General features: G+C 60.4%; 27 protein-coding genes and 1 tRNA gene. 10 read left to right on the plus strand and 18 right to left on the minus strand.

Translation table 11 applies throughout. The annotated features are described in order from the left end of the window. Positions 1 to 21: 21 nt before the first annotated feature. From ACK6D9_RS02175 to tesB, 5 genes are all read right to left on the minus strand, one after another. Positions 22 to 360, minus strand: coding sequence for a P-II family nitrogen regulator (locus ACK6D9_RS02175; RefSeq protein ID WP_322989659.1), 339 nt, complete (start codon positions 358 to 360; stop codon positions 22 to 24). Beyond that, positions 357 to 641 carry a hypothetical protein gene (locus tag ACK6D9_RS02180; RefSeq protein ID WP_412050468.1) on the minus strand — a complete coding sequence of 95 codons (285 nt, stop codon included), beginning with the start codon at positions 639 to 641 and terminating at the stop codon, positions 357 to 359. The genes ACK6D9_RS02175 and ACK6D9_RS02180 overlap by 4 nt, the downstream gene beginning before the upstream one ends. 134 nt (positions 642 to 775) lie before the next feature. Continuing rightward, a complete protein-coding gene (locus tag ACK6D9_RS02185; RefSeq protein WP_412050469.1) occupies positions 776 to 2,134 on the minus strand; it encodes an ammonium transporter in 1,359 nt (452 codons plus the stop codon). 17 nt (positions 2,135 to 2,151) lie between these two features. Next, positions 2,152 to 2,502, minus strand: a complete 351-nt coding sequence (locus ACK6D9_RS02190; protein WP_324288259.1) for a P-II family nitrogen regulator — start codon at positions 2,500 to 2,502, stop codon at positions 2,152 to 2,154. Between the two features lie 211 nt (positions 2,503 to 2,713). After that, entirely contained in the window at positions 2,714 to 3,601 is an 888-nt protein-coding gene (tesB, locus tag ACK6D9_RS02195; RefSeq protein WP_412050470.1) for an acyl-CoA thioesterase II, read from the minus strand. A 147-nt stretch (positions 3,602 to 3,748) separates the two neighbouring features. Between tesB and ACK6D9_RS02200 the strand changes: the two genes are divergently transcribed. Continuing rightward, positions 3,749 to 4,963: a ubiquinone biosynthesis hydroxylase gene (locus ACK6D9_RS02200; RefSeq protein WP_412051708.1), complete on the plus strand. Its 1,215-nt coding sequence runs from the start codon at positions 3,749 to 3,751 to the stop codon at positions 4,961 to 4,963. Positions 4,964 to 5,015: 52 nt separating this feature from the next. Here ACK6D9_RS02200 and ACK6D9_RS02205 read toward each other — a convergent pair whose 3' ends face one another. From ACK6D9_RS02205 to ACK6D9_RS02225, 5 genes are all read right to left on the minus strand, one after another. After that, entirely contained in the window at positions 5,016 to 5,588 is a 573-nt protein-coding gene (locus ACK6D9_RS02205; RefSeq protein ID WP_412050471.1) for a TetR/AcrR family transcriptional regulator, read from the minus strand. 122 nt (positions 5,589 to 5,710) lie between these two features. Further along, positions 5,711 to 5,932 carry a Trm112 family protein gene (locus tag ACK6D9_RS02210; protein WP_322990544.1) on the minus strand — a complete coding sequence of 74 codons (222 nt, stop codon included), beginning with the start codon at positions 5,930 to 5,932 and terminating at the stop codon, positions 5,711 to 5,713. A gap of 15 nt (positions 5,933 to 5,947) precedes the next feature. Further along, complete coding sequence (locus ACK6D9_RS02215; protein ID WP_412050472.1) at positions 5,948 to 6,625, minus strand: LON peptidase substrate-binding domain-containing protein; 678 nt, start codon at positions 6,623 to 6,625, stop codon at positions 5,948 to 5,950. An 82-nt stretch (positions 6,626 to 6,707) separates the two neighbouring features. Beyond that, positions 6,708 to 7,712, minus strand: a complete 1,005-nt coding sequence (gene trxA / locus ACK6D9_RS02220; protein ID WP_412050473.1) for a thioredoxin — start codon at positions 7,710 to 7,712, stop codon at positions 6,708 to 6,710. A 51-nt stretch (positions 7,713 to 7,763) separates the two neighbouring features. Further along, positions 7,764 to 8,261, minus strand: coding sequence for a prolyl-tRNA synthetase associated domain-containing protein (locus tag ACK6D9_RS02225; RefSeq protein WP_322990541.1), 498 nt, complete (start codon positions 8,259 to 8,261; stop codon positions 7,764 to 7,766). A gap of 347 nt (positions 8,262 to 8,608) precedes the next feature. On the opposite strand from ACK6D9_RS02225, the gene ACK6D9_RS02230 reads away from it, so the two are divergent. Next, positions 8,609 to 8,683 (plus strand) — tRNA-Gly (locus tag ACK6D9_RS02230). A 182-nt stretch (positions 8,684 to 8,865) separates the two neighbouring features. After that, entirely contained in the window at positions 8,866 to 9,288 is a 423-nt protein-coding gene (locus ACK6D9_RS02235; RefSeq protein ID WP_412050474.1) for a metallopeptidase family protein, read from the plus strand. A 43-nt stretch (positions 9,289 to 9,331) separates the two neighbouring features. Here the strand turns inward: ACK6D9_RS02235 and ACK6D9_RS02240 are convergent, their stop codons facing one another. Genes ACK6D9_RS02240 through ACK6D9_RS02250 form a run of 3 tightly spaced genes read right to left on the minus strand, consistent with a single transcriptional unit; the run spans position 9,332 to position 11,624 of the window. Then, positions 9,332 to 10,495: an amidohydrolase gene (locus ACK6D9_RS02240; RefSeq protein WP_412050475.1), complete on the minus strand. Its 1,164-nt coding sequence runs from the start codon at positions 10,493 to 10,495 to the stop codon at positions 9,332 to 9,334. Then, positions 10,492 to 10,698, minus strand: coding sequence for a DUF1737 domain-containing protein (locus ACK6D9_RS02245; protein WP_322990326.1), 207 nt, complete (start codon positions 10,696 to 10,698; stop codon positions 10,492 to 10,494). The genes ACK6D9_RS02240 and ACK6D9_RS02245 overlap by 4 nt, the downstream gene beginning before the upstream one ends. Then, complete coding sequence (locus ACK6D9_RS02250; RefSeq protein ID WP_412050476.1) at positions 10,695 to 11,624, minus strand: HpcH/HpaI aldolase/citrate lyase family protein; 930 nt, start codon at positions 11,622 to 11,624, stop codon at positions 10,695 to 10,697. Before ACK6D9_RS02250 ends, ACK6D9_RS02245 begins: the two co-directional genes overlap by 4 nt. A gap of 127 nt (positions 11,625 to 11,751) precedes the next feature. Between ACK6D9_RS02250 and ACK6D9_RS02255 the strand changes: the two genes are divergently transcribed. The 5 genes from ACK6D9_RS02255 (at position 11,752) to leuB (ending at position 15,437) form a co-directional block, all read left to right on the plus strand. Beyond that, positions 11,752 to 11,988 (plus strand): hypothetical protein, encoded by a 237-nt coding sequence (locus ACK6D9_RS02255; RefSeq protein WP_322990324.1) that lies wholly within the window; start codon positions 11,752 to 11,754, stop codon positions 11,986 to 11,988. A 107-nt stretch (positions 11,989 to 12,095) separates the two neighbouring features. Then, positions 12,096 to 12,701, plus strand: coding sequence for a 3-isopropylmalate dehydratase small subunit (gene leuD / locus ACK6D9_RS02260; RefSeq protein WP_322990323.1), 606 nt, complete (start codon positions 12,096 to 12,098; stop codon positions 12,699 to 12,701). Positions 12,702 to 12,774: 73 nt separating this feature from the next. After that, complete coding sequence (locus tag ACK6D9_RS02265; RefSeq protein WP_322990322.1) at positions 12,775 to 13,029, plus strand: acyl carrier protein; 255 nt, start codon at positions 12,775 to 12,777, stop codon at positions 13,027 to 13,029. 1 nt (position 13,030) lies between these two features. Further along, positions 13,031 to 14,242, plus strand: a complete 1,212-nt coding sequence (locus tag ACK6D9_RS02270; RefSeq protein WP_412050477.1) for a beta-ketoacyl-[acyl-carrier-protein] synthase family protein — start codon at positions 13,031 to 13,033, stop codon at positions 14,240 to 14,242. A gap of 91 nt (positions 14,243 to 14,333) precedes the next feature. Beyond that, complete coding sequence (leuB, locus tag ACK6D9_RS02275) at positions 14,334 to 15,437, plus strand: 3-isopropylmalate dehydrogenase (RefSeq protein WP_322990320.1); 1,104 nt, start codon at positions 14,334 to 14,336, stop codon at positions 15,435 to 15,437. Positions 15,438 to 15,520: 83 nt separating this feature from the next. Here leuB and ACK6D9_RS02280 read toward each other — a convergent pair whose 3' ends face one another. Further along, a complete protein-coding gene (locus ACK6D9_RS02280; RefSeq protein ID WP_412050478.1) occupies positions 15,521 to 17,398 on the minus strand; it encodes a cation:proton antiporter in 1,878 nt (625 codons plus the stop codon). 318 nt (positions 17,399 to 17,716) lie between these two features. Here ACK6D9_RS02280 and ACK6D9_RS02285 point away from each other — a divergent pair, with 318 nt between their 5' ends. Beyond that, positions 17,717 to 18,748, plus strand: a complete 1,032-nt coding sequence (locus tag ACK6D9_RS02285; protein WP_267654539.1) for an aspartate-semialdehyde dehydrogenase — start codon at positions 17,717 to 17,719, stop codon at positions 18,746 to 18,748. 145 nt (positions 18,749 to 18,893) lie between these two features. Next, complete coding sequence (locus ACK6D9_RS02290; protein ID WP_412050479.1) at positions 18,894 to 19,712, plus strand: lytic transglycosylase domain-containing protein; 819 nt, start codon at positions 18,894 to 18,896, stop codon at positions 19,710 to 19,712. Positions 19,713 to 19,830: 118 nt separating this feature from the next. On the opposite strand, the gene ACK6D9_RS02295 is transcribed toward ACK6D9_RS02290, so the two are convergent. From ACK6D9_RS02295 to ACK6D9_RS02310, 4 genes are all read right to left on the minus strand, one after another. Beyond that, the gene (locus tag ACK6D9_RS02295) at positions 19,831 to 20,256 is read right to left on the minus strand and encodes a hypothetical protein (protein ID WP_412050480.1); all 426 of its coding nucleotides are present in this window, start codon (positions 20,254 to 20,256) and stop codon (positions 19,831 to 19,833) included. 77 nt (positions 20,257 to 20,333) lie between these two features. Then, on the minus strand, positions 20,334 to 20,984 hold the full coding sequence (locus tag ACK6D9_RS02300) for a carbonic anhydrase (RefSeq protein WP_322988674.1): 651 nt from the start codon (positions 20,982 to 20,984) through the stop codon (positions 20,334 to 20,336). A gap of 125 nt (positions 20,985 to 21,109) precedes the next feature. Further along, the gene (gene pdxY / locus ACK6D9_RS02305; protein ID WP_412050481.1) at positions 21,110 to 22,003 is read right to left on the minus strand and encodes a pyridoxal kinase PdxY; all 894 of its coding nucleotides are present in this window, start codon (positions 22,001 to 22,003) and stop codon (positions 21,110 to 21,112) included. After that, on the minus strand, positions 22,000 to 22,245 hold the full coding sequence (locus ACK6D9_RS02310) for a hypothetical protein (protein ID WP_412050482.1): 246 nt from the start codon (positions 22,243 to 22,245) through the stop codon (positions 22,000 to 22,002). The genes pdxY and ACK6D9_RS02310 overlap by 4 nt, the downstream gene beginning before the upstream one ends. Positions 22,246 to 22,345 lie beyond the last annotated feature (100 nt).

The raw sequence follows: 22,345 nt of genomic DNA on the forward strand, positions 1-22,345 counted from the left end.
TCGGGGGTATCTCCTGAAACCTTACAAGGCTTGGGTGTCGGTTTCGCCGGTGCGGATTCGCAGCGCCTGATCGATTGAAAAGACGAAGATCTTGCCGTCGCCGATCTGGCCGGTCTTGGCCGCCGCGGCGATCGCCTCGACCGTGGCATCGACTAGATCGGATGCCACCCCGACCTCGATCTTCAACTTGGGTAGAAAGCTCACCGCATATTCAGTGCCGCGATAGATCTCGGTGTGGCCCTTCTGCCGGCCATAGCCTTTGACTTCGCTCACGGTCAGTCCCTGAATGCCGATCGCGGTCAGCGCCTCGCGCACCTCGTCGAGCTTGAACGGCTTGATAATCGCCATCACAATTTTCATCTGGTTTCCATCCTTGTTGCCACGGCATCCGCCGCTTCAAAGAAAGGGCCATTGGTACACGCCAACCCACCCCGCTTGACCCAACAGATACAAATGCCGTGCCAAACGGCAATTCCGGGCAAATTCAGCCGATTGAGCATGCAGATGGCTGCTCTCGACAGCAAAATGGCGATTCCTTGGGCAAAAAACGGGCCATTTTTGGCGCGAATTTCATCACTGCCATTTTGCGCGCCAATCCAGCCGAAGGCGCCTCTGGCTCCCAAAGGCAGGCCAGAATACAAAAAGAGGGCCCGGATTTCCGGGCCCCAAGTTTGGGATGAAACTCATCCCGACGGATTTGAGTGGGACGGCGCCAACCGGCGGCGCCGCCACATTGATCGGCAATGCCGGCCGGATGCGGCCGGCATCGGAGCGCTTACACCTTGGTGAATTCCGGATAGGCTTCGACACCAACTTCGGCCATGTCCATGCCCATCATTTCCTGCTCTTCGGAAGCGCGGATGCCGACGGTCGATTTGAGGATGAACCAGACCACGCCCGAAAGAACGAAGGTGAAGGCGCCGATGGCGACAATACCGAGGATCTGGGTACCGTAGGAAGTATCGGGATTGGAGAACGGCACGATCAGGGTGCCCCAGATACCGGCCAGAAGGTGAACCGGAATGGCGCCGACCACATCGTCGATCTTGAACTTGTCGAGCATCGGCACGGCAAACACCACGATCACACCACCGATGGCGCCAATGACGATCGCCGTCAGCGGCGAAGGCATCAGCGGTTCGGCGGTGATCGACACGAGACCGGCCAGAGCGCCGTTCAGTACCATGGTGACGTCGACCTTCTTGTAGAGGACCTGGGTGAGGATCATCGCCGCGACCACGCCGCCACAGGCAGCAAGATTGGTGTTGGCGAAGATCCTGCTGATGTCGGATGCATCACCATTGCTGCCAAGTGCCAGCTGCGATGCGCCGTTGAAGCCGAACCAGCCGAGCCACAGGATGAACGTGCCGAGCGTGGCAAGCGCCATCGACGAACCCGGAATCGGGGTGACCTTGCCATCAGCGCCATACTTGCCCTTGCGTGCGCCGAGGATCAGGGCGCCCGCGAGTGCGGCCCAGCCACCGACCGAGTGAACCAGCGTCGAGCCGGCAAAGTCGGAGAAGCCTGCGACCTTGAGCCAGCCGGCACCCCACTGCCAGGAACCGGTGATCGGATAGAGCACGCCGGTCAGGATGGCGGTAAAGATCAGGAACGGCCACAGCTTGATCCGCTCGGCCAGCGTGCCCGAAACGATCGACGCCGTGGTGGCGCAGAACACCATCTGGAAGAACCAGTCGGAAGCCACCGAATAATCGCCTTCGTTGGCGGTGCCGGCATCGGGCCAGCTATAGGGCAGCGGTGTGCCGAAATAGCCGCCATTGACGTCGGTGTACATCAGCGAATAGCCGATGACCCAGAACATCAGGCCAGCGATCGAATAGAGCGCGATGTTTTTCAGGCACTGCATGGAGACGTTCTTGGAACGCACCAGGCCAGCCTCCAGCATGGCAAAACCCGCCGCCATCCACATCACGAGGAACCCGCCGATCAGGAACAGCAGCGTATTGAAGATGAAGGCGGTTTCCTTGGCCGTTGCAAATTCGGGTGCAGCGACGGCAGCGGCCGCGGTTTCGGTTGCTTCCTGCGCAAGCGCCGGGAAGGTGAAGGCTGCCAGCGCGCCGGCTGCGGTCAGGCCGGCCATCATGCCGGACTTGAGTGACATCTGAACTGTCATGGGTGTCTCCTTGAACCTTACAACGCTTCCGCGTCGGTTTCGCCGGTGCGGATGCGCAGCGCCTGATCGATTGAAAAGACGAAGATCTTGCCGTCACCGATCTGGCCGGTCTTGGCCGCCGCGGCGATCGCCTCGACAGCCGGATCCACCAGGTCGGTGGCAACCGCGATCTCGATCTTCAATTTGGGCAGGAAGCTCACGGCGTATTCGGTGCCGCGATAGATTTCGGTGTGCCCCTTTTGCCTGCCGTAGCCTTTCACTTCGCTCACAGTCAGGCCCTGAATGCCGAGCGAGGTCAGCGCCTCGCGCACCTCGTCCAGCTTGAACGGCTTGATGATGGCCATCACAATTTTCATCTGGTTTCCCATCCTTGTTGTCACGGCTTGCACCGTCTCGGAGAATAGGGTCGACGGCAAACGCCAGCGCACCCCGCTCGAGAGAAGACATTCAAGCGCCGTGCCAGTTTGGAAAAAATCGTCTACAGTATTGAATCTGCGCACGAATATGTGATGCGGCAATCCTGTCACGGATTTTGCTGCATTGCGGTATAACGGAAAACGACTAAATAATAATCAAAGCCTATTTTTTAGGCTGCGCCCGATCACGGATCAGACCTTCTTGCGCCACCGAAGCAATCAGATTCCCGTCACGCTGGTACAGGCTGCCACGGGTAAAGCCGCGCGCTCCGTTGGAATTGGGCGAATCCATGCTGTAAAGCAGCCAGTCGTCGAGCTTGCAAGGACGGTGAAACCACATTGCGTGGTCAAGGCTTGCCACCTGCAGATTGCGATCAAAAACCGACCGGCCATGTGCAAACAGTGCCGTATCGAGCAACGTCATGTCAGACAGGTAAGCCAGGATCGCCGCCTGGATGATGTGATCGTCGGGAACCGGGCCGGTAACCCGCACCCAGACCTTTTGCTCGGCATCGAGCTTGTGGTCGGAGATGTAATGTTCCAGCGACAGCGGCCTGACTTCGATCGGCCGCTCGCGCTCCCAATAGCTGCGGATATGATCGGGCGCACCGGTCAGGAAGGCTGCGCTCATCTCTTCCTTGCCCGGCAAATCTTCGGGTGGCGTTACCCCGGCAGGCATCGGCGCCTGGTATTCGAGCCCTTGCTCTTCCTTCTGGAACGACGCGGAGAGCGAAAAAATTGCCTTGCCATGCTGGATAGCCATCACCTGCCGTGTGGAAAAGCTCAGCCCGTCGCGCATCCGGTCGACCGTGTAGATGATCGGTGCAGCCGGATCACCCGGCCGCATGAAATAGCCGTGCAGCGAATGCACAGGTCGGTCCTGCGGTACCGTGCGCTGTGCGGCCACCAGCGCCTGGCCGATCACCTGGCCGCCAAACACGCGCTGCCAGCCCACCTGCGGGCTTGTGCCACGAAACAGGTCCTGCTCAAGTGGTTCGAGATCGAGACTGGCCACCAATTGGGCCATGGCTGTGGGTGTGGTGCGCGACATTTTGGTACTTTCGCGAATGGTGGGCTGAAAGGCGACAATGCGGTATACGGTGTTGAAAGGCCGCTGCAAAGTCCGCCGTCACCCGGTGCGACGAACCGCCAGCGGATTGGCGGCCCGGCTTGAAGGAATGATGCAATGACGACAAAGATCCTGGATGTTCTGGTATGCGGCGGCGGCTATGTCGGCCTGTCGGCCGCCGTGGCGTTGAAAGCCGCGGCACCGTCTTTGCACATCGCCGTAATTGACGCTGCCCCGCCGGAAGTCTGGCGCAAGGACCAGCGCGCATCGGCCGTCGCTGCCGGCGCACGCAAATTGCTGTCCACGCTTGGCGTCTGGCAGGCGATAGAACCCCATGCCCAGGCCATCAACGACATGGTGGTGACCGATTCGCGCACCTCCGATCCCGTGCGCCCGGTATTCCTGACCTTCGGTGGCACCATTGAGGATGACGAACCCTTTGCCCATATGGTTCCCAATGTCACCATGGTCGCAGCCCTGCGCGAAAAGGCCGCCGAGATCGGCGTGGCGGTTCATCAGGCCGCGGCCGCAACCAGTCTCGAACTGCTCGAACACGAGGCCCGGGTCGGAACCGCCGACGGACGCCAGTTCGCGGCTAGGCTGGTGGTTGCCGCCGACGGCGTCAACTCCCGATTGCGCGACATGGCCGGCATCAAGACCCAGCGCTGGGATTACGGCCAGTCCGGCATCGTTGCCACCGTCACCCATGAACGCCCGCACAATGGCCGCGCCGAAGAGCATTTCCTGCCATCGGGGCCATTTGCGATCCTGCCGCTCACCGGCAACCGGTCATCGCTGGTCTGGACTGAGCGCACTGCCGACGCGGAGCGGCTGGTCAAGGAGGATGATTTTATCTTCGAGGCCGAACTCGAGCGCCGTTTCGGCCATCATCTCGGCGCGCTCGGCATCGAGGGCGGTCGCCGCGCCTTCCCGCTTGGCCTGACGCTTGCACGGGATTTCATCAAGCCCCGCTTCGCGCTGGCCGGAGACGCTGCCCACGGCATTCACCCGATTGCCGGACAGGGGCTCAATCTCGGCTTTCGCGATGTCGCGGCGCTGGCCGAAACCGTCGTCGAGGCCAATCGCCTCGGCCTCGATATCGGCTCGCTGGCGGTGCTGGAGCGATACCAGAGCTGGCGCCGCTTCGACACGGTGCGAATGGGCGTTACCAGCGATCTGCTCACCCGGATGTTTTCCAACGACATCACGCCATTGCGGCTGGTTCGTGATTTCGGGCTCAGCCTGGTCGACCGGATGCCGGCCATGAAACGCTATTTCATCGACCAAGCCGCCGGCATTCCCGATGCCTCGGGCCCAAAATTGCTGCGCGGCGAAACCATCTGATCGAACGCATCAGCCTTAACCAAGCGGTACCGAAACGTTTCGCCGCATCAGCCTAGGGCGCAATCCGCAGGTTTTGTTCGGCCCGGCGCAGGCTTTCGGCCAGGACCGTCATGTCGTTGAAGGCGTGGGCAAGCGCGATGCCGCCCTGCCATTCCACCACCACAGAGCGGGCACGAGCCATGGCGATGGACGGTCGCGGCCCGGTTTTTTGAAGTTCGCGAGCAATGAAGCTGACCAGCAGTTCAAAACTCTGGGCGGCCCGTGCCGATGCTTCTGGAGCGGCCAGCCGGAAATCCCTGACCGCCGAGCTGATCGGGCAGCCATTCTCGACCCGGCTGCGGTTGGATTGCCCGAGCCGCTGCAGCAGGAACAGAATTCTCTGGCGCGGATCGGCAGCCGCCGCTTCAGCTTCGATAATCAGCGACTGGGTTTCCTCGACAAACACATCTGCCACCGCCAGCGCCAGATCCGCCTTGCTGCGGAAATAGTAGAACATGTTGCCCTGCGGCACCTCGGCCTCGCGGGCGATGTCGGCAATGCTGGTGGCGGAAAAGCCGCGCATCCAGAACAGTCGCGCCGCCGCCGCGACAATGGCTTCACGCTTCTGGTCGCCTTTCCTGGCCATCTTCCCACCTGAATTATTTGGTCAGATAACTCATAAAGCACATAATCAGGCCTGCCAATCCCGACGCAGTTTTGGCCTGGGCCAGAATCTGTTGTCAGAACCAGCACACTAATCGCTCTGTATCAGTCGTTTTCGGGAAGTTGCCGCGCCTCGGAAACCAGCATGATCGGGATGCCATCACGCACCGGGTAGGCGAGATTGGCGCGCTTCGAAATCAGCTCGCGGGTCTCAGCATCATAGGTCAGCGAACCGTAGGTGAGCGGGCAGACCAGAAGTTCCAGCATCTTGACGTCAACCGCGCCGGCTGTCCGGACGGACCTGGCTCTTTGGGTATTGTCTGTCATCGCGGGATCAATCGCCTATTGCAGCACGCGCTCATAATCATCGGAATCACGCGCCAGCGCAATCTCGGTGATGGCAACCAGCGTTTCCGCCCGTGTCTTGAGGTCATCGGCCTCAAGCAGCGCCTGTTTTTCCGCAGGCCCGTAAGGCGACATCATCGACAGCGAATTGACCAGCGACGCGGTGCTCGCGCGTTCCACCGAACTCCAGTCAGCTTCGAGATTGTTGGCATCGAGATAGGCCCGGAAGCTGTCGAGCAAGGCCTTGCGATCCACCGATGTGGCATCGTCACTTGGCTCCAGATCGCCCAGAAACGGCGATACCTCGCAGGTCCGGTAGGGTTTATCACCCGGATCCAGCTCTTTAAGCACCCGGAAACGGCATATGCCGCCAAGCGACATCACATAGCGGCCGTCGCCGGTCTCGCCAAACGACGTAATCCGGCCCAGGCAGCCTACCGCGCACAGATCCTCGACCGGTTGCTGAACGGCCGCACCACCTTCCAGCGCTGGTTGAATGATGCCGATCACCCGATCACCGTTCAGTGCTTCGTCAAACATCGCCAGATAGCGCGGTTCGAAAATATTGAGCGGCAATTGCGCGCCGGGCAACAATAATGCGCCCGACAACGGAAAAATCGGTACCTGCTTGGGAATATCAGCAGCCGCCCGATAGGATTTGTTGCCAACCTGCATGCCTGTACGCCTTGCTGTCTACATTACTCCCAATGTGGAGCGAAGCGGCCGAATCTCAAGGGTTGATCGAAAAATCGGCGCGCTACGAGAACAGCAGGGATGACAGTTGACGCCGCGCTGACAGCGTTGCCGCATCGCTTGGGCCCCAGGCTTCGAAAAATTCCAGCAGGGCTTTCCGTGCTGCTTCATCCTGCCAGGCACGGTCCTTGCGCATGATCGTGAACAATTCATTTGCCGCCGCATCGCGGTCGCCCTTGGCGTTGAGGATCTTGGCCATCTGAATGCGTGCCTCATGATCGTCGGGGTTGCTGGCCAGCCGCGCTTCGAACTCCGCCGGATCGCCGAGTTCCGCCACTTCCCGGGCCATTTCCAGCCGCTTGATGACGGCGGCTACCTCAAGATCCTTGCGACCTTCCTCGTCAACGATCTCCAGCATCTGCGCGGCCCGGTCCAGATCGCCCATTTCCAGCATGCAGGCCGCCATCCCGGCTGCCGCGCCGGCATGGGTCTGATCCGTCTGCATGATGGCTGCAAAGCCCTGTGCGGCGCCCTTCAGGTCGCCCGCAGCCAGTGCGGCGCGCGACTGCCTCAGCACATGCTCGAGCTGTTCCTGCGCCGCCGCTTCAGCCGATGGGCCGGCTACCTTGTCGATAAACTCGCGAATCTGGCTTTCAGGTACCGCGCCCATGAAACCATCCACCGGCTTGCCGCCTGAAAACGCCACAACGGCGGGAATTGATTGAATCCCCATCTGCCCCGGAATCGCCGGGTGATCATCGATATTGAGCTTGACCAGCCGCACCCGCCCATTGGCTTCGCGTACTGCCTTTTCGATGATCGGGGTCAGTTGCTTGCACGGACCGCACCAAGGCGCCCAGAAATCGACCAGTACGGTGACTTCCTGCGAGGCATTGATCACGTCGGCGGGAAAATCGGCGGTGGTGGTGTCCTTGATCAGGTCACCCGCTGCCGTGCCGCCAAGGGTCGCATTCGGGGTCGCAGCAGATACGGCGTTGTCGCCAAACGTCACCGTGCCGCTCATCTGGCCGCCGGAGGCCGGGGCGTAAGGATTGTCAAAGTCGCTCATGGGTCTGGTTCCGTGGCTGCAAAAAGGATGTCGTGTTCAAGAGGTCGTGTTTTAGGTCGAGACTTTCAAGATCAACGGCTCGTGTCCGGTGTGGGCGAGAAAGCGCATCAACTCCTCACGGTCGATCGAGGTGGTCGCGTCATTGCTCAGCGGGTGCGCGTTGATAATGTCGTGCTCCAACAGCGGCGCGTCAATGACGATCGTCACATCATGGCTGCCATCATTAAGGGCACAGAAGATGCTGACCGATCCCGGCGCCACCCCGAGTTTTTCCATCAGAACTTCGGGTTTTCCGAACGAAACCCGGCCGCTGGCGCCGATCAGCGTGTGAATGGACTTGAGATTGACCTCGGCGTTCTCTTCCATTGTCACCAGAAAATAGGCGCCCTTCTTGTCCTTGAGGAACAGGTTCTTGGTGTGCCCGCCGGGGATCTGGTCGCGCAAGCCCTGCGATTCGGCGACGGTAAAAACCGGCGGATGCTCGACAGTGCTATGGGCAATGCCAAGCGCATCGAGACATTCAAACAGATCTTTCGGGGGCTTCGGCATCACATCACCATCATTGCTAACTGACTAGGCACACGGGACCGGGCGTGCGTTATGAACGCGGTTCACCCCGCATGTATTAAGGCCTTCTTGATAGGCAACCAAACCAGGGTGTGCAATGCCCGCCGCCACCGATCCTCAGACGCCGGGCAATCCGCAGGCTGGCCTGAGCGGGTCCTAAATCGGCCACAACCCGTTCAGACACACCCTGTTGGCGGGTCACAATCTAAATTCGCTGCCCGCCAGTGAAAATTCCCTGTTGCAATTGAAAGCAGGTTGCGCCATATAGCGCCGGTCCGGCCGAAACAGCTTGGACAGCCGGTCCGGTTACCCACGGACATTACGGTCAAGCGGGTGTAGCTCAGGGGTAGAGCACAACCTTGCCAAGGTTGGGGTCGGGCGTTCGAATCGCCTCACCCGCTCCAGTTTCCCTTCAGATGATCAGTGTGAAGGCCTTCTCCCCAAGGGGGGTGGCGCGACAGGCTTGGCGCCAATTCGCGCGCGCAGATTGTCCCGCGCTGCGATAAGCCCCTCGAAAACACCGTAATTTTACTTATATGAGCACGGATGCGGTCGGTGACGACCATGCTCGAATGACGGACGGACCATGGCGCGGATAGATCAAACAGGAGATTGGCAGGACCGGTATGCACCGAGTCTGGCGATATTCGAATCGCTTGCACTTGACGCCTATGCCCGGCTTCCCGGCCATTTCCGCGATCTCTCGGGTGATTTGGCGATTGTGGTCGCCGATTTTCCCGACGACGAGATTTTCGAGGACATGGGACTGGACACCCCGTTCGATCTGCTTGGCCTGTTCGAGGGTCGCGGCCTGTCTGAACGTTTCACCATCGAAACCGGTGACCTCGCCAACCGGATCATGCTGTACCGCCGGCCGATTCTCGACTATTGGGCCGAAAACGAGGAAACCCTGGGCGACATCATCAGCCATGTGCTGATTCACGAGATCGGCCATCATTTCGGCCTGTCCGATGACGACATGGAGCACATTGAGGCCGGTGTCAGCTAGAACAAGCGTCAGCTAAAGCCGCACCCCAACCATCGATTCGGTTTCAGCCACAAAGTTCCCGCGCCACCCGCTCGAACAGCCGCACCCCTTGCCCAATCAGCACATCGGGAAAATCATAATCGGGGTTGTGCAGCCGCGGATGGTCAACGCCCGCGCCGAGCACAAACAGCGTCGATTTGGCGACCGATCCGAACAGCCCGAAATCCTCGGACCAGCGGAATGGCGCATCCACTCGATGCACCGCCACTCTTTCGGCCGCGAAGGCGCGCTCGACCAGTGCCGTTGCCTCTGCGTCATTTTGACAGGCATAAAACCGGTCCCGGGTTGCAAGCGTCAGTTCCAGCCCATGCCTTGCCGCTACTTCCGTCGCCAGTTCACGCGCCGATGCCATCAGCCGCTCCTGCAGGTCGTTGTCGATACTCCGCAGCGTCGCCCAGACATCGGCTTCACCCGGCGCGACACCGAAGGCAGCCTCGCCCAGCCGCGCATGCACCAGCGTCACCAGCGCATCCTCCGGCGCCATCCCAATCCGCACCGGCAAGGCCGGCAACCCGGTGATCAGCTCGCACATTGCCGCAGCCGGGCTCAATCCCGCCTCGGGCTGCGACGCATGGGCGGTTTTACCCTCAAGCCGGATCGACAATCCCTCGGAGGCGAAATTGAAGGCGCCTGCGCGAATGCCCGCGGCCCCAAGCGGCACGCCGGGCAGATTATGCTGCGCAAAGGCAAAATCGGGTTCAATCGCCTTGAAGGCCGGATCGGCAATCACCGCAGCCGCGCCGGCGCCGGTTTCCTCGGCCGGCTGGAACAGCACGATCACCCGGCCCCGCACCGGCCGCCGTGCTGCCATCGCCCCGGCAAGTCCGGCAATGATCGCCATATGCCCGTCATGGCCACAAAGATGGCCCTTGCCGGGGATCCGCGACCGCCAATCGATGCTGCCTGTTTCGTAAATCGGCAGACCATCGAGTTCACAACGAAACAACACCGAAGGGCCGGGCGCACCGCTGTCGAACACCGCAGCCACGCCATGGCCGCCAAGCCCGGTTAGCAGGGCGTCAGGCTTCAACGCCTCGACAAATGCCTTGATTCGGGCTGCGGTCGCCGTTTCTTCACCCGAGACTTCCGGTGCCTGGTGCAACTGTCGACGCAACGCCACCAGGTCCGGCATCACCGCTTCATCGAAGGCAAGCGAGGCTGAATTCATTGCTGGCCGAGCTTCATCTCGGGATCATAGTCCACACCCTCGACCTGCTTGGTTACCGCCTGACCGCACTGCATCAGGCCGGTCTCGGCATTGAAAGCCAGGCTCGGGGAGCCGTGCAGCTCCCAGCCCTTGGACAGTGCCAGGCTAACCTTGTGGCAGAACGCATTGTCATCGGGTCCGGTCAGAAATCGGTATAGCTTCATGTCGTCTTGTCTCCTGATATCCGCGCATCAATGCGCCTGGCTTTTTCAATCAGCCGCTCGGCCATGTGCAAATGCAGCCGTTCGACCATGCGCCCGTCAAGACTGATCACCCCACGGTCCCGGTTTTCATCCTCGGCGAAGGCGGCAACGATGGCCTCGGCGTTGGCAAGTTCCGCCGGCTCGATTCCGAAAATCTCGTTGGCGGGGCCGATTTGCGCGGGATGAATCAGCGTCTTGCCGTCAAATCCCATCGCCCGGCCTTCGCCACATTCGGTCGCCAGTCCGGCATGATCCTTGAAATCATTGTAAACGCCATCCAGCACATCGAGCCCGTAGGCCCGCCCCGCAAGCACGATTTGCATCAGCCAGGTCGCCAGCCACGGCCGGCCAGGCAGCGCGCTGATGCCGGTTTCCTTGATCAGATCATTGGTTCCGGTAATGAAGCAATCAAGCCGGGCGCCGTCGGTGCGAGCAAGTCGGGCAATCTGTCCGGCGTTCATCACCCCGCGCGGCGTCTCGATCATCGCCCAGATTCTCAGCTTTGCCGGCGCATCGGTCTGCTCGAGCGCGTCTTCGACGGCGGTGATGTCTTCAGGCGCGTCAACCTTGGGAATCAGGATTGCATCGGGCTTGCAACCACGCGCCGCCAGCAGATCTTCCGCACCCCAGGGCGAGGACAGAGCATTGATCCGGATCACGGTTTCCATGCCGGCTGGCAGAGCTGCGGCACGGCCATCACTGAAAAAGTCGCGCATCGCCTCGCGGGCATCCTGCTTGGCGCCAGGCGCCACGGAATCCTCGAGATCAAAAATCACGCTGTCGCAATCAAGGCCGGCGAGTTTGTTCTGCGCGCGGACATTTCCTGCAGGCAGGTAGAGAACGGAGCGCCGCGGCCGGACCGGGCGGGAATGGGAAATCTGGCTCATCGACCATCTATTGCCTCCACCGGCCCCGGCTTGCAAGGGGCTTTGCCGCCCGTTCCATCAGCCCTTGGCTATTGAACAAACCCAAGCCAATCCCCAGATTAGGGAAGGTAATCAAGGAAACGCAGTCATGAGAAATCTCTTCGCAATCGTCGCAGGTCTCGGTTTGTTGGTAGCTGCCATCGCCGGCATCGCACTGGCTCTGGTGCTTGGTACTGTCGCTGCTGGCGCGGTATTTGTCGGCCGGCTGACAGGCCGTCTGCAACCCGCCATGGCAAGAGCAGCCGCTTCAAAGCCCGATCAGCGGACATCGCAGAACCAGTACCGTGTCTGGAATGACGGTCGCGGCACCATCATCGACATGTAAGAAATGCGGTTTAACGGCCTAATTAGGACCAACTAACCCGCTGGCTCTTCTTTTTCCGTTCCATGTTTGTTAAATGCTGCGGCAAAGACAGACAGGATATCTACATCATGGAAAAATTCGACCGTCTCACCGGCGTTGCAGCACCCCTTCCGGTTGTCAATGTCGACACTGACATGATCATCCCCAAGGATTATCTCAAGACCATCAAGCGCACCGGATTGGGCAAGGGTCTTTTCGCCGAAGCCCGGTACAATGAAGACGGTTCCGAAATACCTGAATTCGTGCTCAACCAGCCGGCTTGGCGCAACGCCTCGATTCTTGTGGCGGGCGACAATTTCGGCTGTGGCTCCTCGCGCGAACACGCACCTTGGGCGCTGCTTGATTTTGGCATCCGTTGCGTGATCTCAACCAGCTTTGCCGACATTTTCTACAATAATTGCTTCAAGAACGGCATCCTGCCGATCGTCGTCAGCCAGGAAAACCTCGACAAGCTGATGGATGACGCACGGCGCGGCGCCAACGCCACCGTGTCGATTGACCTGGAAGCTCAGGAAATCCGCGGTCCCGACGGCGGGGTCATTTCCTTCGACGTCGACCCCTTCAGAAAGCATTGTCTGCTCAACGGTCTCGACGATATTGCGTTGACTCTCGAGAAGGCCAGCGCAATCGATAGCTACGAAACCAAGGCGGCAGAGACCCGTCCCTGGCTCTAGTCGGACTCCCGCACGTTTTCGACCAGACTGAACAGGCGATTTTGCGCTTAGACGAGAGTTGAAGGATGCCTCAATGTCGACCGATATCGAAACCTCGATCGTTGCTCTGATCGCGGCTGCCAGCGAAATGGAAGCAAGCGAGATCACGCGCGAGACCGAACTGGCTGATCTGGAGGTCGATTCGCTGGTCTTGACGGAGATCGTCATGGACATCGAGGACGAAAACAACATCGAGATTGATCTCAACACGGCCGAAGCCTGGCAATCTCTCAAGACGGTCGGCGACATTGTCGCTGTGGTGGAAAAACTCATCGCGGCGCGGACCTAGGATGGCCCGGCAGCGTGTCGTCGTAACCGGCCTCGGCGGAATTTGCGCGCTGGGTGGCAACGCCGGTGACATCTGGACCGGCATGAAGGAAGGCCGCAACGGTTGCGGCCCGCTATCGATCGTCACCCGCGACCTCAAGATCGGTATCGGTTGCGGTCTCACCGGTTATCCCGAAGACGACGGCATCGACAAGCGCCAGCGCATGACCATGAGCGCCATCAGCCGGATCGCTGTGATTGCTGCGCGTGAGGCGATGGCACAATCGGGCCTGGCCTCGGACGATTTCGACCAACTGCGGGCCGGCGCGATTGTCGGCGTCGGCATTTTCGGCACCGATGCCGTCGATCAGAGCTATGTCGATGTGTTTGTTGAGGGCAAGAAACGCCCGCATCTGTTCACCGTGCCGCGGGTCATGCCCGGCGCGCCAGCTGGCCATGTGTCAATTGATCTGGGGCTCAAAGGTCCGGTATTCGGCGTCACCTCGGCCTGCGCATCCGGCAACCACGCCTTCATTTCAGCCGTCGACCAGATCCGGCTTGGCCGCGCCGACGTGATGCTTGCCGGCGGCGCCGAGATGTCGCTGGTCTACGGCCCGCTGAAGGCCTGGGAATCGCTGCGCGTCCTCGCCCGCCAAGCCTGCCGACCATTTTCAGCTGACCGTGACGGCCTGGTGCTGGGCGACGGCGCAGCCATTGCGGTTCTCGAATCCTATGAGCACGCGATTGCCCGCGGCGCCAATATCCTGGCCGAGATCGTCGGTGTCGGCCTGACCGGCGACGCCTCCGATATCGTCAACCCCACCGTCGAGGGTCCCGCTGCGGCGATGCGCAATTGCCTTGCCGACGCCGGAATTTCCGCCGACCAGGTCGATTATATCAACGCCCATGGCACCGCCACGCAGGCCAATGACCAGACCGAGACCCGCGCCATCCGCCAGGTTTTCGGCTCCGCCGCCGACAGCGTGTCGGTATCCTCGACCAAATCCATGCACGGCCATTGCCTGGGCGCATCAAGTGCCATCGAGATGATCGCCTGCGTCAACGCGATCCGCGAAGGCGTCATTCCACCGACCATCAATTTCACCAGCCCCGATCCGCTGTGCGATCTCGACATCACCCCGAACGAAGCCCGGGAAAAGAAAGTCGATATCACCATTTCCAACGCCTTCGCCTTTGGAGGCACCAATGCTGTCGTGGCGCTGAAGCGGGTTTAATACCGTCACCCACCGGTTGGTTGAAAAATCGCCGGGCCGGCAGTAATGCTCACCCACACGCTGCGATTTTTACTTTTGAAAGGCATGATCCATGACGTCTCGTTCTCTCTTTCTGCTTCCCGGCGACGGCATTGGCCCGGAAGCCATGGCCGAAGTCCGCAAAGTCATCGCCCATCTCAATGACAAGCACGGAACGGATTTCGTCACCGACGAGGGACTGGTCGGCGGATGTGCCTATGATGCCTGCGGCCAGGCAATTTCCGACGCCGACATGGAAAAGGCGATGGCCGCCGACGCCGTGCTGTTCGGTGCGGTTGGCGGCCCGAAATGGGATCCCGTGCCTTACGAAGTACGTCCCGAAGCCGGCCTCTTGCGGCTGCGCAAGGACATGGAGCTGTTTGCCAATCTGCGTCCGGCGATCTGTTACCCGGCGCTGGCCGCGTCGTCCTCGCTGAAGCCCGAAGTTGTCGAGGGTCTCGATATCCTGATTGTCCGCGAACTTACCGGCGGCGTCTATTTCGGCGAACCCAAGGAAATCATCGATCTCGGCAACGGCCAGAAGCGCGGCATCGACACCCAGGTCTATGACACCTACGAAATCGAACGCATTTCAGCGGTTGCCTTCGAACTGGCGCGCACCCGCAGGAACGAAGTCTGCTCGATGGAAAAGCGCAACGTCATGAAATCCGGCGTGTTGTGGAATGAAGTGGTGACGGCCACCCACAAGGCGCGCTTCTCCGACGTCAAGCTGAGCCACATGCTGGCTGATGCCGGCGGTATGCAGCTGGTGCGCTGGCCCAAGCAGTTCGACGTCATCGTCACCGACAATCTGTTTGGCGACATGCTCTCAGACGTCGCCGCCATGCTGACCGGCTCGCTGGGCATGCTGCCTTCGGCCTCGCTCGGCGCACCCGATCCGAAGACCGGCAAGCGCAAGGCGCTCTACGAGCCGGTGCACGGCTCGGCACCCGATATCGCCGGCCAGGGCATCGCCAACCCGATCGCCATGATCGCCTCCTTTGCCATGTGCCTGCGCTATTCCTTCGACATGGTGGCCGAGGCCGAACGGCTGGATGCCGCCATCGCCACCGTGCTTGAGCAGGGGCTGCGCACCGGCGACATCATGTCGGACGGCTGCACCAAGGTGACCACCGCCGAGATGGGCGACGCCATCGTCGCCGCTTACGCAGGATAAGCATCACCGCACTATCGGTGACCCAAGTTCAACCCGGCCCGGCTCGCGCCCGGCCGGGTTTTTTGTTGAACCCTGCCGGCTGGTCAGGTGGTGTCAGAACGGCGAATTTCTTCTATCTGTCGGGCCAGTTCGGCGCGCCATGGCCCCATCATCTCGCGAACCTTCTGGATATAGGGCTCGTTCTCAGCCAGCGTCAGTTTGGGGTCATAGACGCTCGCCACTTCGAGCATGGACTTGCGATCCATCCGGTCGAACGCATCGGCCATGGCGTGCGCATGCGGCGTTGAAATCCCCAGCGCCTCAAACGCCGATCGGCCCATACGGATCGAGCTGTCATAGGTCTCGCGGACGATATCACGACAACCCGCGGCCCAGAGATCATAGACATGGTCCCGGTCAACAGCACGTGCCAGCACATGCACGCCGGGATGGGTTTGCTGCAGATATCTGGTCATCTCGGTGATCTGCTCGCGGTCATCGATGGCGATGACAATCAGCTTGGCCTCGGAGATACCAGCCGCATGCAAAAGTTCGGGCCGGGTAGCGTCGCCATAATAGGATTTCAGCCCGAAACGACCCATCATGTCGATGCGTTTGGAGTTGAAATCGATCACCGTCGAGCTGTAGCCGGCCGCCGACAGCATCCGCTGGATCAGCCCGCCCATGCGGCCATGGCCAGCGATGATGATGTGGTTCTGCTCATCGATCTGGTCAGTTTGCCGCCCGTCGGCCTCGACAAAGCGTGGCGCGATCACCCGATCATAGAGAATGAACAGCCCCGGCGTCAGCACCATCGACAGCGCCACCACCAGCAGCAACTGATCGGCGATGACGGCCGGGATCACCGAATTTGCCACCGTGAACGACAACAGCACGAAGCCGAACTCACCGGCCTGCGCCAATCCCAATGCAAACAGCCAGCGATCAGCGCCACGCAGCTTGAAGACCAGCGCCAGCAGATAGAGCACGCCGGCCTTGATGGCGATCAGAGCCAGGGTCAGAGCGACGATCAGCCCCGTGTTGTCGGCCAGCAGTGCAAAATTGATGCCGGCGCCAACGCTCATGAAAAACAGCCCGAGCAACAGCCCCTTGAACGGCCCGATGTCGGATTCCAGTTCGTGACGGTATTCGCTGTTGGCCAGCACCACACCGGCAAGAAAAGTGCCGAGTGCCGGTGACAGACCGACCAGCGACATCAGCAAGGCGATACCGATTACCATCAGCAGCGCGGTGGCAGTAAAAAGTTCCCGCAATTGCGAGATGGCGATGAAACGAAACAGGGGCCGCGTCAACCGGCTACCGATCAACACCACGGCGGCCACCGCGGCCAAGGTAACAAGCGTGGTCTGCCAACCATTGAGCCCGGCCACCAGGCTGATGGTCGCGCCATGGTCGGCGCCGCCTGAACCCTGCGCGGCACTGGCGACATGATTGGCTTCAAGCAGCTCCGGCAGCGCCAGTAGCGGGATCAGCGCCAGCATCGGGATAACCGCAATATCCTGAAACAACAGCACCGAAAAACTCGATTGCCCGCCATCGCTTTTCAACAGTCCTTTTTCATTGAGCGATTGCAGCACGATGGCCGTTGACGAGAGCGACAGCACCAGCCCGATTGCCAGGCTTACCGTCCAGGATTGGCCCAGCGCCATCGCCACGATCATCACCAGAGACGTGCTGCCCGCTACCTGCGCGCCCCCAAGCCCGATCAGCCGCATCCGCATCTGCCAGAGCATCTTCGGTTCGAGCTCGAGGCCGACCAGAAACAGCATCATCACCACGCCGAACTCGGCGAAATGCTGGATCGACAGCACATCAACCTTGAGCAGCGCCAGCACCGGCGAAATCGCAATACCGGCGATCAGGTAGCCAAGCACCGACCCCAGCCCCAGCCGCGTGGCAATCGGAACCGCGAAAACGCCCGCAATGAGAAAAACAAACGCGAGCAGCAGAAAATCGGTCATGAGGCATCCCCTTGGCCCAATCTGGTAAGGCCTTGCAGCAATATTCGCATTCTGACTGAAAAAGGAGGATCGGGATATCGCCTGCCTTGCTGTCCAACAGAAACGCAGCAAACCGTGCGATCCGGCACATACCGTTGTGAGCAGGCGACCGCACGGAACGAATTGACATTTCAGCGCACTTCAATCAAAACACGGCCACCATGCGCACCACGATCAAAACCAAGACCGCGATCTGACCCGTTCCGCCCCCCTCACTCTCCCCGGGGCGGGAAGAGTGGCGCTTGACCGCTAACAAGGGGAGAGAGGAGCACGGAAACCATGGGTTTCAAAATCGCAATTGTCGGTGCGACGGGCAATGTCGGCCGCGAAATGCTCAACATTTTGTCAGAGCGCGCCTTCCCTGTCAGCGAAGTCGTAGCCCTTGCCTCGAGCCGCTCGGTGGGCACCGAAGTTTCCTTCGGCGACAAGACCCTGAAGGTCAAGAATCTCGAAAATTATGATTTTACCGGCACCGATCTCTGCCTGATGTCGGCCGGCGGCACGATCAGCAAGAAATGGTCACCCAAGATCGCCGCCCAGGGCTGCATCGTCATAGACAACTCCTCGGCCTGGCGCTACGACGCCGACGTGCCGTTGATCGTGCCGGAAGTCAATCCGGACGCGATCACCGGCTATACCAAGCGCAACATCATCGCCAACCCGAATTGCTCGACGGCACAGCTGGTCGTCGCACTCAAGCCGCTGCATGATCACGCCAAGATCAAGCGCCTGGTGATCTCGACCTACCAGTCGGTTTCCGGCGCCGGCAAGGACGGCATGGACGAGCTGTTCAACCAGACCCGCGCCGTGTTTGTCGCCGATTCGATCTCGACCCACAAATTCACCAAGCGCATCGCCTTCAACGTCATCCCGCATATCGATGACTTCATGGAAGACGGCTACACCAAGGAAGAATGGAAGGTACTGGCCGAGACCAAGAAGATGCTGGACCCGAAGATCAAGGTCACCTGCACGGCCGTGCGCGTCCCGGTGTTCATCGGCCACTCCGAATCGGTCAACATCGAGTTTGAAAACGAGATTTCTGCCGAGGAAGCCCGCGATATCCTGCGCGACGCACCGGGATGCCAGGTCATCGACAAGCACGAGGACGGCGGCTACATCACGCCCTATGAATGCGCTGGCGAAGACGCAACTTTCATCTCGCGCATTCGCGAGGACGCAACTGTCGAAAACGGCCTCAACATCTGGGTCGTTTCTGACAATCTGCGCAAGGGTGCTGCTCTTAACACCATTCAGATCGCCGAACTGCTGGTCAACCGGCGGCTGATCAAGCCGCGGCTCGCCGCCTGATCGCAATCGAGCCATTTGGATGGCCCGCCGGTGGAACCCATCGGCGGGCCTTTTTATTGGAGCACGGATTCGGCGGGCCGTGACTTTTTACCGAATCGCTGGCAAGCTCCGCCTCGGCCATTTCACGATACAAAGGTGATGACGCATGAACGACACGGGTGGAAAACTGACCGCAGCGGGCGTTGCCGCGCTCATCATGATAGGCTTCGCCACACCGGCGGTTGCCGCACAATGCGGCAACAACTCCAAGGGCTTTCCCGCCTGGATCACCCAGTTTAAGAAGGAAGCGGCCCGTGCCGGCATCTCCGAGCGCACGCTCGACAGGGCTTTCGCCAATGTCCGCTACGCCACAAAGACGATTTCACTGGATCGCAATCAGCGCAGCTTCAAATTGTCCTTTGACCAGTTCATGCAGAAGCGCGGCGCCAACACGATCATTTCCCAGGGCAAGAAGCTCAAGAAGCGCAATGCCGGAATGTTCGATGCGATCGAGAAGAAATACGGCGTACCCGCTGGTCCGCTGCTCGCGATCTGGGGCATGGAATCGGGATTTGGCCGCTTTTCCGGCAACCAGCACACCATGTCGGCTGTGGCGACGCTCGCCTATGATTGCCGCCGCTCGGCATTTTTCACCGAGCAGCTTTACGCCCAGTTGCAGCTCATTCAGAAAGGCTGGCTGAGCCCCGATTTCAAGGGAGCTGCCCATGGTGAAATCGGCCAGACTCAATTCTTGCCTGCCAATGTGGTGCGTTTCGGCGTCGATGGCGACCGCAACGGCAGTATCGATCTGGCGTCCTCTGCCGATGCGCTGGCCTCGACCGCCAATTTTCTCCGGGCCCATGGCTGGAGCCGCGGCGGCGGCTATCAGCCGGGAGAAGGCAACCACCGGGCAATTCAGGGCTGGAACGCCGCCGGCGTCTATCAGAAGGCCATCGCCAAGATCGGCGCGGACATCGACGGCTGAATTCTGGCTTTAAAGACTGGAGCAGACGGTCCGCGTCGGGCACCGCGGACCGGGTTGACCCAAGGTTTTTCGGGCCACGACCGCGGCACCGTTACCGGTCCCGCCATAATCGCTGACGTCAGAACTCGTCGCAGCTTTCGTCCACCGTGGTTTGCACGCTGTGGATGATCTTGCCGCCCTCGAAGGTGAATGCTTCACGGATCAGCAGCTCGTTTTCAGGGAACTGGTAGCACACCAGCGCCGTGGCAGTGGTGTCGTCGATCTTCGCCTCGGGGTCGAGTTGCCAGGCAAAATTGGCCGTGGCGGCTATCTCTTCCCATTCATCCAGCGCTTCGACGAACTCCTTCTTGGTCTGAATCACCTCCAGATCCCCAAGTTCGATTTTCGCATCCTCTGCCAGCAGATCGGTCAGCGCGACCCGGTTGACGTCAAACAGCGCCGTATACCATCGCTCCAGCAGAGAGCTGGACTTTTGAGCGCCGGCCACCGCCGGAATCGCGAAAAGCATGGTGACCGCAATAAGCACTGTTCGGATCAAATGCATGTGAAGGCTCCCCCGCAGGCACAGCTTCCAGAGTGGCAGCGCGCCGCCATCATGGAACCGGAGTACAGGGGCCGCTGTCAAGCGAGGGGCAGGTCGGGCCGGTAGAAATCGCCAGTTTGCGGGTCCATGATCCACAACTCGCCGGTCGAAATATCAAACCAGGCGCCGTGGATTTTCAACTTGCCACGGTCTTCGAGGATCTTGACGCAAGGAAAGGTACGCAGATTGGAGATCGAGTTGCGGATCGAAATCCGCTCCAGCGCGATCTGCCGTTCACCGCTGGTCATCAGCTGACTGTCCTGAATCTGCTGCGCTGCCGGTTTCAGCAACTTGACCCAGTGGCCGATGAAATCGCCAGGCGACAACGGCGTCGCATTCGGATCGAGCGCCGCCTTGATGCCACCACAGCGACCGTGGCCAAGCACCACGATCTGCCGGATCTTGAGGGCCTGCACTGCAAATTCGAGCGCGGCCGAGGTGGCGTGCAGATTGTCATCCGGCTCATAGGGCGGCACCAGATTGGAGACATTGCGGATCACGAACATTTCGCCCGGGCCACAATCAAAAACCGTCTCGGGTGCGGTACGCGAATCGCAACAGGCAACAACCAGCGTATGCGGTTCCTGGCCGGTCTCGGCCAATTGTCTGTAACGATCTCTCTCGGCCGTATAGCGGCCGCTCATGAATGTTTTGTAGCCTTCAAGAAGTCTGGATGGAAATGTCGACATGGCAACGCACATAAACGCGCGCGGGCCGAAGATCAATCATCCTTTAGGCGATGCCCGCAGTTGAGGCAAAAAATGCCGAAAGCGACGTTGAAACGGACCCAAAATCGCGCATCGACCGCCCGGTTCTACGGTTTTTTCCGGTCGGTCCGGGAGAGAACCCGCCGCATGTTGACCATCGCCATTGGCGTGCGCAGGCTCTGCGCATCGGTTTCAAGCGTCAGTTCGTCGGCACCGCGCCGTGCGGTCCGGGCCAGGATCTCGAACACCGCGCCGGTGGCCATCTGCAAGGCCTTTTCCTCAGCCACACCTTCCAATAACCGCGCCAGGAAAGTAGCCGACATCAGGTCGCCGAGGCCGTTTGGCGCATTGGCGATGCTGCGGTGTTCGGCCATGTGCGCCTCACCGCCACTGACCAGCAGGTTACCGGTGCTACCCGCCATCATGGCGATCGCCGAAGTGACCAGCACCCGGGCCGGTCCCAGCGTTTCCGCCGCCGCCAGCGTCGATGCCGTATCCTTGACCTCGGCACCCGACAACCAGCCAAGCTCGTGCACGTTGGGAGTGGCGATGCTGGCAACCGGAATGAGTTTATTGGCAATCGCGGTGGCAGTGGCTTCCGGGACATAGAGACCGCCCGTATCACCAATTACCGGGTCACACATGTAGAGCGCGCCGGGGTTGGCCTCGCGTACCGCGCCCACCAGCCGGGCGATGTCTTCGGCCTGACCCGCTTCCCCGAGATAGCCGCTGAGCACTGCGCCGACTTCACCAAGCCATGGCGCGCGACACAAATCATCGATCAACGCCGAGAAATCCTCTCTCGAGGGGACAATGCGGGTGGCCCGCGAGTGGCCCGGATGCCAGGGCAGGATCACGGTTGGCACTGCCCAAACCGGAAACCCCAGTGTTTCAAGCGCGAATACGGCCGCACGATTGCCCACCGACCCACGCACCACATGGCTGGAAATGACGATCACCGCCGGGTGGATCCCCGGTTTGTTCTGATTGCCCTGAGTCATCCCGAGATCTGCCCGAACAGCCACCACACCAAACCCAGGAGCGCCAGCACCGCCAGGCCGCGGGCAATCCGCGTGCCCCACAGTTCCGCTGCATCGGTCTTGTCGGCGTCCTTGGCCGCAAAATGATCGCGCACGCTGTTGGCGGCAGATTTCATCATCGGCGTCGCCGACAGCCCGCCCTCCTCGCCGAGCCGGTCCAGTGCGCGTTTGGCGTCGCGAACGGTCTTGTCATCGTCTTTCATGACATCTGCTTTCTGTGGGTCTTGCACACGGTTTTACCCTATCATCGCGTTGCCAGAACCGCACCGCAGACACTCGAACCCCGTGCCAGGTTCACCGGGC

It is taken from the genome of Hoeflea sp. Naph1 (assembly GCF_046837775.1).
In the GTDB taxonomy this organism is placed as follows: Bacteria; Pseudomonadota; Alphaproteobacteria; order Rhizobiales; family Rhizobiaceae; genus Hoeflea.